Annotated in this window: 7 protein-coding genes; 4 read left to right on the top strand and 3 right to left on the bottom strand. The window is 74.6% G+C overall.

Going from position 1 to position 11181, the window contains the following annotated elements; genetic code table 11:
• Positions 1-119 precede the first annotated feature (119 nt).
• A complete protein-coding gene (locus HWY08_RS12550) occupies positions 120-1112 on the top strand; it encodes a M4 family metallopeptidase (RefSeq protein WP_176065622.1) in 993 nt (330 codons plus the stop codon).
• On the opposite strand, the gene HWY08_RS12555 is transcribed toward HWY08_RS12550, so the two are convergent.
• The 3 genes from HWY08_RS12555 to HWY08_RS12565 form a co-directional block, all read right to left on the bottom strand.
• A complete protein-coding gene (locus tag HWY08_RS12555) occupies positions 1109-4438 on the bottom strand; it encodes an FG-GAP-like repeat-containing protein (protein ID WP_176065624.1) in 3330 nt (1109 codons plus the stop codon). The genes HWY08_RS12550 and HWY08_RS12555 overlap by 4 nt on opposite strands.
• Positions 4439-4516: 78 nt before the next feature.
• Entirely contained in the window at positions 4517-6313 is a 1797-nt protein-coding gene (locus tag HWY08_RS12560; protein ID WP_176065626.1) for an acyl-CoA dehydrogenase, read from the bottom strand.
• Between the two features lie 58 nt (positions 6314-6371).
• Positions 6372-7223, bottom strand: a complete 852-nt coding sequence (locus HWY08_RS12565; protein ID WP_176065628.1) for a 3-hydroxybutyryl-CoA dehydrogenase — start codon at positions 7221-7223, stop codon at positions 6372-6374.
• A 184-nt stretch (positions 7224-7407) separates the two neighbouring features.
• On the opposite strand from HWY08_RS12565, the gene HWY08_RS12570 reads away from it, so the two are divergent.
• From HWY08_RS12570 to HWY08_RS12580, 3 genes are all read left to right on the top strand, one after another.
• Positions 7408-8418 (top strand): AraC family transcriptional regulator, encoded by a 1011-nt coding sequence (locus HWY08_RS12570; protein ID WP_176065630.1) that lies wholly within the window; start codon positions 7408-7410, stop codon positions 8416-8418.
• 178 nt (positions 8419-8596) lie between these two features.
• Positions 8597-9079 carry a CoA-binding protein gene (locus HWY08_RS12575; protein ID WP_176065633.1) on the top strand — a complete coding sequence of 161 codons (483 nt, stop codon included), beginning with the start codon at positions 8597-8599 and terminating at the stop codon, positions 9077-9079.
• Between the two features lie 61 nt (positions 9080-9140).
• On the top strand, positions 9141-10811 hold the full coding sequence (locus tag HWY08_RS12580) for a DEAD/DEAH box helicase (RefSeq protein WP_176065635.1): 1671 nt from the start codon (positions 9141-9143) through the stop codon (positions 10809-10811).
• Positions 10812-11181: the final 370 nt, after the last annotated feature.

Genomic DNA, 11181 nt, shown 5'->3' on the forward strand with positions numbered 1-11181 from the left:
CCAGGCCGCCGCGGGTCTCCCCCGGACGAGCCGCGGCCCCGCGGCGGAGCGTCACATCCGCCGGGTCCGGCGCACCCCCGTGCAAGAGGGCGCGGGACCGAGTCCCGCGAGGAGGCGACATGGCCGACGATCGCTGCTGCTCCGCTCATGCGTGCTTCATCGTGCCACCGAAGCTGCTCCGGAAGCTCGGCGACCTGGACACGGCGCTGCTCTCCGAGCGGCTCCGCGGCCAGCGGCTCGCGTTCAAGGAGATGGGCTTCGCGGCGGTGGGCGTCCCCGCCGGCGGCGAGCGCCGGACCATCTACGACGCCGGCCACGCGACGCGGCTCCCCGGTGCGCTCGTGCGCGGGGAGGGCGGCCCCAGGTCGAAGGACGAGGTCGTGAACCAGGCCTACGACAGCTCGGGCGACACCTACGACTTCTACTGGAAGACATTCAAGCGCAACTCGGTCGACGGCCGCGGGATGCGGCTCGACTCCACCGTCCACTACGGGACCAGGTTCAACAACGCCTTCTGGAACGGGCGGCAGATGGTGTACGGCGACGGCGACGGCCAGCTCTTCACCGGGTTCGCGAGCGCCATCGACGTGGTCGGGCACGAGCTGACGCACGGGGTCACCCAGTACACGGTCCCGGGGGGGCTCACCTACGACGGCCAGAGCGGCGCGCTCAACGAGTCCATCTCCGACGTGTTCGGGACGCTGGTGAAGCAGTGGAAGCTCGGCCAGGACGTGAACGCGGCGAGCTGGCTCATCGGCGAGGGGATCATGGGCGCGAAGTACGGCAAGGCGCTCCGGTCCATGAAGGCGCCGGGCACCGCCTGGACCGGCGACGACCAGCCCGGCGACATGGGCGGGTACGTCCAGGACGGCGACGTCCACACCAACTCCGGCATCCCGAACCACGCCTTCTTCCTCGCGGCCATGGCGCTCGGCGGCCACGCCTGGGAGAAGGCCGGGCCGATCTGGTACCGCACCCTGCCGATGCTGCACCCCGACGCGACCTTCGCGGAGGCGGCGCGCGCGACCATCGACGCCGCCGGGCTGCTGTACGGAGCGGGGGCGGAGCAGGCTGCGGTGCAGGCCGCGTGGAAGGGCGTGAAGGTCCTCTAGCGCGTCAGGTACATGCCGTAGGTGGTGCCGAACGCGAGCTCCCGTCGCCCGTCGCCGTTCACGTCCACGTAGCTCAGGCTGTGGTTGGGGACCGTCCCCCAGAGCGTGGGCGAGCGCCAGATCTCGGCGCCGGTGAGGGGGTCGAGGGCGACGAGCCTGGGCCGCGTCGTCGTGGTCGGGTACGCGCCGGGGCTCCCCACGCTCACGACGAGGTTCTTCCGGCCGTAGCCGAGGTCCTCGAGGTGGAGGCTCTGCACCGGGGCGTCGAGCGAGAGGCTCCCCAGCGCGACCAGCGCGGCGCTGAACCGGAGGACGGTGGCGCCGCCGTACGTGCTCTGGAGGACGTAGATCTCCGGCGTCCCGTCGCCGTCGGCGTCCCCGACGAGGAGGGCCGCGCCGCCCGTCACCGCCTGCGACGCCGCCTCGATCCAGGCCACGGTGCCGGCCGTCCGGCGGTAGACGACGACACGTCCGCTCGCGAGCGCGACGATCTCCGGGCTCCCGTCCGCGTCGAGGTCCGCGACCGCGACGTCGACGCCGTTCGAGCCGAGGCCGGTGCTCGTCCACAGCAGCGCCTGGTGCTTCACGTCGTGCGCGCGCACGTAGCCGTCGCCGGTGACGGCCACGAGATCGGCGTACCCGTCGCCGTTCAGATCGGCGTGCGTCACCGCGGCGACCGCGACGTTGGTGAGCTTCGCCGAGGTCCACTCCGCCGCGCCGGCCGAGAAGTCGAAGGCGGTGAAGTAGCCGTCGTAGAGGGCGGAGGTGCCGAGGAGCACCTCGTCCACGCCGTCGCCGTCGTAGTCCGCGACGTCCAGGGCGGCGCGCCGGTTCCAGTTCGTGCCGAGCTCCTGGCTCACCTGGAAGAGGCCGGTGGCGGGGTCGAGCGCGATCACCCGCGTGCCGTCGTAGCTGCTGTTGGTGGACGCGACCGCGAAGAGCAGCCGGTCGGCGCCGGCCCCGAGGTGGGCGGGTCGAGCCCCCACGAACGGCCCGTCGAGCTCGTTCGGGTTCGTGTTGGTCCACTCCACCGCGATGGTCGGGTCGAGGCCGGCGATGACGAACGAGTCCTCGCCGGAGCTCGTCGCCCCGGAGCCCCACACGAACTCGTTCGCGCCGTCCCCGTCCACGTCGCCCACCCCGAGGCTCGTGACCCCGTGGTTCTGGGAGTTGATCTGGAAGAGGGTGGAGAGCGCGTTCGAGCTCCGGTCGTAGCGGTAGGCGGTGACGTTGCCCCACTGGCCGTCGCCGATCAGGATCTCCGCCCTCCCGTCGCCGTCGAGGTCGGCGACGAGCAGCGCGTCGAAGTCGAAGCCGGTCCCCTCCTTGAGGGGCGACTTCAGCACCGCGCTGAAGATGTCGAAGGCGTTCCAGTCCTGCATCCCGACGATCTCCGCCACCCCGTCGCCGTCGAGATCCCCCACGCCCACCGCCCGGCCGAACCCGGGCCCGTAGGCCCACTCGTTCTGCTGGGTGATCCCGTCGAACACGTACCCGCCGGAGGTGACGATCTCGAGCGCGGCGTCGCCGTCCACGTCCCCGACGGCCAGGGTCCCGCCGATCGAGGAGAGGCTCGCCGTCTGCCACCGCACGGCGAGGGTCTTGGCGTCGAACACCACCACCTTCCCGGCGGTCTCGTAGGCGTACGTCGAGGCGGCGCCGAGGCAGACCAGCTCCACGGCGCCGTCGCGGTCGACGTCCGCCAGCTCGAGGTCGCGGCAGGCGAAGGCGCCGCCGCTCTCGTACCGCCCCACCTCGCGCCGGCTCGCGCCGTCGAGCTCCACCACCAGATCGCCGGTGGAGAAGAAGATCTCCGGCTTGCCGTCGCCGTCGAGGTCGCGCACCGCGACGGCCTGCACGGTGTCCGTGTCGCCCGGCGAGAAGGGGTAGGCCCACCGCTGGGCGTAGCCGCTGCCCGAGCGCGCCAGCTCGTAGAGGCCGCTGCCGCTCGCGACCAGCATCTCGGCGCGCCCGTCGCCGTCGAGGTCGGCCACGCGCAGGCCCGAGTGCCAGACCGGGATCTCGATCCCGGTCCGGTAGAGCGGCGGCTGGCGTGCCGGATCGACGACCTGGAGGGTCCCGGTGAAGCGGCTCGTCGGCGAGCCGGCCAGGGTGACGGCGTAGTGGACGTCGAGCGATCGGTCGAACATCGGCAGCGAGGCCGGCCAGCTGACGAGGCCCGCCGGGCTCACGGTCATGCCGGCGGGGCCGTACTCGAGCGCGAAGGCGCCCGGCTGCGAGCCGTCCACGCTGCTGGCGGTGAGCTGGAAGCTCACGCCCTGGCCGGCCGCGATCTGCGCGGGCGGCGACCCCAGGAGGATGAACGGGGGCAGCGTCACGCTGGCGGTGGCCGTCGTCGAGGCCACCCCGTCCGAGGCCGTGACCACCACGGTGACGAGGTCCCCCACGGCGGCGTGGCCGCCGGGCAGGGTCGCGCCGGTCTCGCCCGCGACGAGGGTGCCGGCCACCTTCCACGCGTAGGAGAGCGTGAGCGGGTCGCCGTCGGGATCGCTCGCGGTCACCTGGGCGGTGAGGACGTCGCTGGGCCGCGGGTTCGCCGGGCTGAGCGCGACGCTGACGGCCGGCGGCCGGTTGAAGCTCGAGCCCGGGATGTAGACGCTCGCCGTCGCGAAGGCGGTGCTGGCGCCGTCCGAGGCGGTGACCTGCACCGTGACGTAGTCCCCGGGCCGGGTGGAGGCCGCCGGCAGGGTCGCGCCGGTCTGGTCCGGGATCGCGACGCCGTTGCGCTCCCAGGCGTAGGAGAGGGTGACCGGGTCGCCGTCGGGATCGTGGGCGGTCACCACGGCGATGAGGTCGTCGGTGTCCAGCGGCGCCGCCGGCGAGATCGTGACGCTGACCACGGGGGGTGGATCGTAGCGCTGGCCGGTGAACCTCAGGGTGAGCGGGATGGAGGCCCCGCAGCCGCTTTCGTTGGCGTCGATGGCGAAGGTGAGCGTCTTCCCGGTGGCATCCAGCGACCCGTAGCCGCGCTGGACCGAGATCACGACCCCGGCGCAGCTCCCGGCCGCGATCGAGGGGCACCGGTACGAGCCGATCTGGAACTGCGAGGGCGTCGTCACGCTCGCCGACGGGCCCGAGAGGTCCGGGCAGAAGTCGGTCAGCTCGAGCGCGTTCAGCCCCTGCGCCTTCAGGCCGAAGGCGGCGGTGTACGACTGCGAGAAGCCGTCGGCCGACACGACCAGCGTGCCGGACCAGTCCCCGGCGAAGGCCGGCGCGTAGTCGGTGGCGGGCCCCGACTTGCCGGCACCGCAACCCCACACGAACGCAGCGCACACGAACCCTGCGAACCACGCGAACTTGGTCAAGGCTGCCCCCCCTTGCGGGGCATCGTCCCGCGGGGGCCGGCTCGGCGCCTTGACCTACGTCACGCTGGGTGACGACCGTCAGAGCTGGTCGTCCTCGATGGCCAGCGCCCCCTCGGCCCCCTCCACCACGGTGAGCGCCAGCCCGGGCGCGCGCGCCAGGACGTGATCGGCGTAGAAGCGCGCGGTGGCGAGCTTGGCGCGGTAGAAGCCCGCCTCGCCCGCGCCCTCGCCCAGGCGCTGGTGCGCGACCAGCGCGGCGCGGGCCATCTGCCACCCGCCGGCGACGGTTCCGAGCAGGTCGAGGAAGGGGACCGCGCCCACCGACGGCCGCCGGACGTCGGGGCCGTAGGTCCCTACCACGAACTCGGTCGCGCGCTCGAGCGCCGCGAGCCCCTCGTGCAGCCGCGCCCCGATGGCGGCGAGGAGGGCGCTGTCCCGGCGCCCGAGCTGCCCCTCCACCTCGCGCACCTCGCGGATGAGCGCGGCCGCCGCCGCCCCGCGGTCGCGCGCGATCTTGCGCCCGATGAGGTCGGCGGCCTGGATGCCGGTGGTCCCCTCGTAGATGGGCGTGATGCGCGCGTCGCGCAGGTGCTGCGCCGCGCCGGTCTCCTCGACGTAGCCCATGCCGCCGTGGATCTGCACGCCGAGCGAGGCGTTCTCGACCGCCATCTCGGTGGCCCAGCCCTTCACCACCGGGATCATGAGGTCGACGAACGCCTGGCGCTCCTGCCGGCGCGCGGCGTCGGGGTGCCGGCGCGCGGTGTCGGTCGCCGCCGCCACCGCGCAGGCGAGCGCGCGCATGGCCTCGGTGCGCGACTTCATGAGCATGAGCATCCGGCGCACGTCGGGGTGGCGGACGATGGCGACCCGCTCGCGGCTGCGCGCGCCGAGCTCGGTGCCCTGGAGCCGCTCGCGGGCGTAGTCGAGCGCGCGCTGGTAGGCGCGCTCGGAGATCCCGATGCCCTCCAGCCCGACCGCGAAGCGGGCGGCGTTCATCATGATGAACATGTACTCGAGCCCGCGGTGCTCCTCGCCCACGAGCCAGCCCACCGCGCCGCCCTGGTCCCCGAACGCCAGCACCGCGGTCGGGCTGCCGTGGATGCCGAGCTTGTGCTCGATCGAAACGCAGCGGACGTCGTTGCGCGCGCCGAGGCCGCCGCCCTCCTTCGGCAGGAACTTCGGCACGACGAAGAGCGAGATGCCCTTCACGCCCTCGGGCGCGTCCGGGGTGCGCGCCAGCACCAGGTGGACGATGTTCTCGGCCAGGTCGTGCTCGCCGTAGGTGATGAAGATCTTCTGGCCCTCGAGCTTGTAGGTCCCGTCGCCCTGGGGGACGGCGCGGGTGCGCACGCTCGCGAGGTCCGAGCCGGCCTGCGGCTCGGTGAGCACCATGGTGCCGGTCCACTCCCCGCTCACCAGCTTCGGCAGGTAGGTGCGCCGGAGCGCCTCCGAGCCGCGGAGCTCGATGGCCTCGATGGCGCCGCGGGTGAGCATCGGGCAGAGCGCGAAGGCGACGTTGGCGCCGTTCCACATCTCGTCGACGAGCGCCGAGACGAGCCGCGGCAGCCCCTGGCCGCCGTGCTCCGGATCGCACGAGAGCGCGTTCCACCCGGCCTCGACGAACTGCCGGTACGCGTCGCGCCAGCCGGGGGCGGTGGTCACCTCGCCGTCGCGCCAGCGCGCGCCCTCGCGGTCGCCGACGCGGTTGAGCGGCGACAGCACGCCCGAGGCGAACTTGCCCGCCTCGGTGAGGATGGCCTCGGTCACCTCCCGGGTGGCGTCCTCGCAGCCGGGCAGGCGGGCGACCTCCTCGAGCGGGGTGAGCTCGCGCAGCACGAAGTGCATGTCGCGGAGGGGAGCGGTGTACTCCTTCATGTGAGCCTCCAGGGCCGCGCGGCGGCGGCGGTGAGACCTCGGTCGAGGCGCCGGCGCTTCACTCGTACGCGAAGAAGCCGCGCTTCGTCTTCCGGCCCAGCCGGCCGGCGGCCACGAGCTCCTTGAGCAGCGGGGCCGGGCGGTACTTCGGGTCGTTGAAGCCCTCGTAGAAGACTTGCATCACGGCCAGCAGCGTGTCGAGGCCCACCAGGTCGGCCAGCGCCAGGGGGCCGATGGGGTGGTTGCACCCGAGCTTCATGCCGGTGTCGATGTCCTCGGCGGAGGCCATCCCCTCCTGCAGCGCGAAGATGGCCTCGTTGATCATCGGGCACAGGATGCGGTTCACCGCGAACCCCGGGCCGTTCTTCACGGTGATGGGGGTCTTGCCGATGTCCTGCGCGAAGGCGAGCGCCCGGGCGTGCGTCTCGTCGGAGGTCTGCAGGCCGCGGATCACCTCGACGAGCGCCATCATCGGCACGGGGTTGAAGAAGTGGAGCCCCACGAAGCGCTCCGGCCTCCGCCCCACCGCCGCGAGCTGCGTGATGGAGAGGGAGGAGGTGTTGGTGGCGACGATCGCGTCCGGCGAGACGAGCTCGTCGAGCTGGCGCAGGATGCGGAGCTTCACCTCGAGGTTCTCGGTGGCGGCCTCGATCACCAGCCCGGCGCCGCCGAGCGCCCCGTAGTCGGTCGTGCCCGCGACGCGCGCCACGGTCGCCTCCTTCGCGGCCGGGGTGAGCGCCCCCTTCTTGATGAGGCGGTCGAGGCTGCCGCGCAGGGTCGCGAGGCCGCGCTGCACGGCGGCCTCCGAGACGTCGACCATGGTCACCTGGAGCCCGGCGGCGGCGCACACCTGCGCGATGCCGTTGCCCATGGTCCCGGCGCCCACCACCCCGATGCTCTTCGCGTCCATGTCCTTGCCCGTCCTCTCCGCGCGGCGCCTCGGCCCGCCCCGCGGGCGCGGCGGGCGGTCCGCGCCGCTCCCGGACTGTAGGCGCCTGGAGCCGCGGCGGGCGATGCCCGATCCGCCCGCGCCGGCTGGCGCTTTTTGCCACCCCGCGAACGGCCGCGCTACACTCCGGGCGAGCCCCGCCGCCATGGAGAAGGACACCGTCTCGATGCACTTCGTCGACGCCGCGGTCGCCCGGCTGGGCCCCGAGGCGCGGGCGCGGGTGCTGGCGGCGGCGGGGGTCCCCCCGGAGCTCCTCGGGGTGGCCCACGCGCGGGTCCCGGCCGCGGTCTTCTCCGCCCTCTGGCTGGCGGTGGCGCGGGAGCTCGACGACGAGTTCTTCGGGCTCGACCGGCGCAGGCTGAAGCGCGGGAGCTTCGCCTTCCTCTGCCTCGCGGCGCTGCACGGCCCCGAGCTGGGCGCGGCGCTGCGGCGGCTCCTCCGGGGGTTCTCGCTCCTCCTGGACGACGTCGAGGCGGAGCTGGTCGTGGACGGGCCGCGGGCGAGCGTCCGGGTGACGAGCCGGATCGCCGACGCGGAGGCGCGCCGCTTCGCCGACGAGACTCTGCTCGTGGCGGTGCACGGGACGATGTGCTGGCTGGCCGGCCGGCGCATCCCGCTCGCGCTGGCGGAGTTCGCGCACCCGCGGCCGTCCTGGGCGGCGGAGTACGCGGTGATGTACTCGCGGCACCTGCGCTTCGACGCGCCGCGGACCGCCGTGCACTTCGACGCGGCGCACCTCGCGGCCCCGGTGGTCCAGGACGCCGCCGCCCTGAAGAAGTTCCTGCGCACCGCGCCGCAGTCGATCTTCCTCAAGTACAAGAACGAGGAGAGCTTCACGGTGCGCGTGCGACGGCGCCTGCGCGGCAGCATCGCCACCGCGGAGTGGCCGCTGCTGGCGGACGTCGCCCGGGAGCTCCACGTCGCGCCCACCACCCTGCGCCGTCGGCTCGAGGGGGAGGGCACGAGCTACCAGGGCGTGAAGGACGAGCTGCGCCGGGACGCCGCCATCCACCACCTGTGCGCGAGCCGCCTCAGCATCGCCGAGATCGCGAGCCGGCTCGGGTTCCAGGAGACGAGCGCCTTCCACCGCGCCTTCAAGCGGTGGAGCGGCGTCCGGCCGGGCGAGTACCGCCGCCAGGCGCTCGACGCGAGGTGAGGCCTGCCCCGAGGGCGCGACCCGGTGGACCTACCCCCGCGCGAGCCCCCTCGAAGCGCCGAGGCGCGCGCCGGAGAGGCCTGCGACCGCGGAGCAGATGGACAGGGCCTGCGCCCGGCGCTCTCCTCGGGAGGGGCGAGCCGCGCACCGCGCTCTGGCCGCCCCGGGGGGAGCCGCCATGGACGAAGAGAACCTCTCCCGCGCTCGCGCCGTGCTCGCCTGCCGCCGCCTGGCGCTGGTGGGCGCCTCGCGCGACCCGCGGAGCTTCAGCCGGGCAGTGCAGCGGGAGCTCACGGCGCGCTGCTACGACGTCGTCCCGGTGAACCCGGCCGCGGGCGAGATCGGCGGCGCGCCCGCGGTCGCCCGCGTCCAGGACGCCGCGCCGGCGCCGGAGGCGGCGCTGATCATGACCCCGCCGAGCCTCGCCGCCGCCGCGGCGCGCGACTGCCTGGCGGCCGGCGTCCGGCGCGTGTGGTTCCACCGCGGCGCCGGTCGCGGCTGCGCCAGCGAGGAGGCGGTGGCGCTCTGCCGGGCGCAAGGGGTGGAGCCGGTGGTCGACCTGTGTCCGTTCATGGTGCTCGACCGCGCGGGCTTCGTGCACCGCCTCCACGCGGTCCTGCGCCGCCGCGCCCGCCCCCGCCGCGCCGCGGCGCCGGCCTGACGCGCCGGCGAGAGCGCGATCCGCGCTCGCCGGCGGGCCGCCGCCCGGCTACAAGGCTCCCGTGACCTTCGCCGACCTGGACGCCCACGCCGCCCTCCGCGCCGCCCTCGCCGCCCACGGCTACGCCGAGCCGACCCCCGTGCAGGCGGCGGTGCTCGGCCCGGAGCTGGCCGGGCGCGACCTGCTCGTGTCCTCGCGCACCGGCTCCGGGAAGACGGTCGCCTTCGGGCTCGTCCTGGCGCAGACGCTCCTCGGGGAGGCGCCGTCGTTCCCGCCCGCCCGCCCGCGCGCGCCGCTCGGGCTCGTCATCGCCCCCACCCGCGAGCTGGCGGTGCAGGTGCAGCGCGAGCTCTCCTGGCTCTTCGCCGAGTCCGGCGGCCGGGTCGGCGCGTGCGTCGGGGGGATGGACCCCCGGCGCGAGGCGCGGGCGCTGACCCAGGGGCTCCACCTGGTGGTGGGCACGCCGGGCCGGCTCCGCGATCACCTCGACCGCAAGAACCTCGACCTCGGCGGCGCGGGGGCGCTGGTGCTCGACGAGGCGGACGAGATGCTCGACATGGGCTTCCGCGAGGAGCTGGAGGCCATCCTGGGCGCCGCGCCCGAGGGGCGCCGCACCATCCTCTTCTCGGCCACCCTGCCGAAGCCCATCCTGGAGCTGGCGCGTCGCTACACCCGCGAGCCGGTGCGGGTGGCCGCCACGCCGCCGGGCGAGGCGCACGCCGACATCGGCTACCGCGCGCACCTCGTGGCGCCGCGCGAGCGCGAGCTGGCGCTCGTGAACGTGCTGCGACGGCTCGACCCGGCGAGCGCGCTCGTCTTCCGGGCGCTGCGCGAGACGGTGCACCACACCGCCGCCAGCCTGGGCGAGCGCGGCTTCGAGGCGGTGGCGCTCTCCGGCGAGCTCACCCAGGTGGAGCGGACGAAGGCGCTGAAGGCGCTCCGCGACGGGCGGGCGCGGGTGCTGGTGGCGACCGACGTGGCCGCGCGCGGCCTCGACCTGCCGAACGTCGACCTCGTCCTGCACGCCGACCTGCCGCGCGACGCGGCGTCCCTGCAGCACCGCAGCGGCCGCACCGGCCGGGCCGGGCGGAAGGGCCAGGCGGTGCTGCTGGCCGCGCCGGCGGAGCGCTTCCGGCTCGACCGGATGCTGCGCGAGGCGGGGGTGGCGGCCGAGTGGGCGCCGGTGCCCACCGCCGAGGAGATCCGCGCGCGCGACGAGGAGCGGCTGGCGGCCTCGGTGGCCGCGCAGGCGGGCGAGGCGACCGAGGAGGAGCTGGCGGTGGCGCGGCGGCTCCTCGAGGAGCGGGCGCCGCTCCTGGTGGCGGCGGCGCTCGTCCGCCGCGAGCGGGCGCGGCTGCCCGAGCCGGAGGACCTGCCGGACACGGCGCGGGTGGGGCGCGAGGCGCCGGTGAAGGCGGCCGAGCGCGCGCCGCGGCGGGAGCGGCCCGCCGCCCGGGAGGGCGGGGTGTGGTTCCGCGTCACCGTCGGGCGCGAGAAGAACGCCGACCCGCGCTGGCTCCTCCCGCTCATCTGCCGCCGCGGCGGGGTGACCCGCGACGAGGTGGGGAAGATCGTGGTGCTGCCGCGGGAGACGCGCTTCGAGGTGGCGAAGGACCGCGCCGACGAGTTCGCGCGCGCCGCCCGGCGGCCGGACCCGCGCATGCCGGCCGTGCGCTTCGACCGCGCCGACCCGCCGGCCGAGGCGCGCCGGGCGCCGGCGCGTCGGAGCTGACGGCACCGCGCCTTCACGAAGTGTGACCCATGTCAACACGCACGGTGCGTGAGCGGTACACCTACGGTGGCAACACATCAGGACCGAGGGGCCGGTGCCCTCCGGAACGCGGGATGGGGTCCTGACAGTCGGTCGCATGCCTGGCGCCGGGGCGCGGACCGGGAAGTGAGCGGATTCTCGGCGCCAAAACGCCGGATTACGCCGACCCGGGCGCGGTCCGGTCGGAGCCAAGCGCGAAGGGCACATGCGGACGGGCGAACTCGAACACGGGTGATCGCGCCGACACACTCCTTTGGCCTCTACCCCCCCCTCACCAGCTGTGGTGAGGTGTGCGCATTCAGGCGACATCGACTGGCAGTGGCGGTCGAGA

The organism is Anaeromyxobacter diazotrophicus, from assembly GCF_013340205.1.
Taxonomy (GTDB): Bacteria; Myxococcota; Myxococcia; order Myxococcales; family Anaeromyxobacteraceae; genus Anaeromyxobacter_A; species Anaeromyxobacter_A diazotrophicus.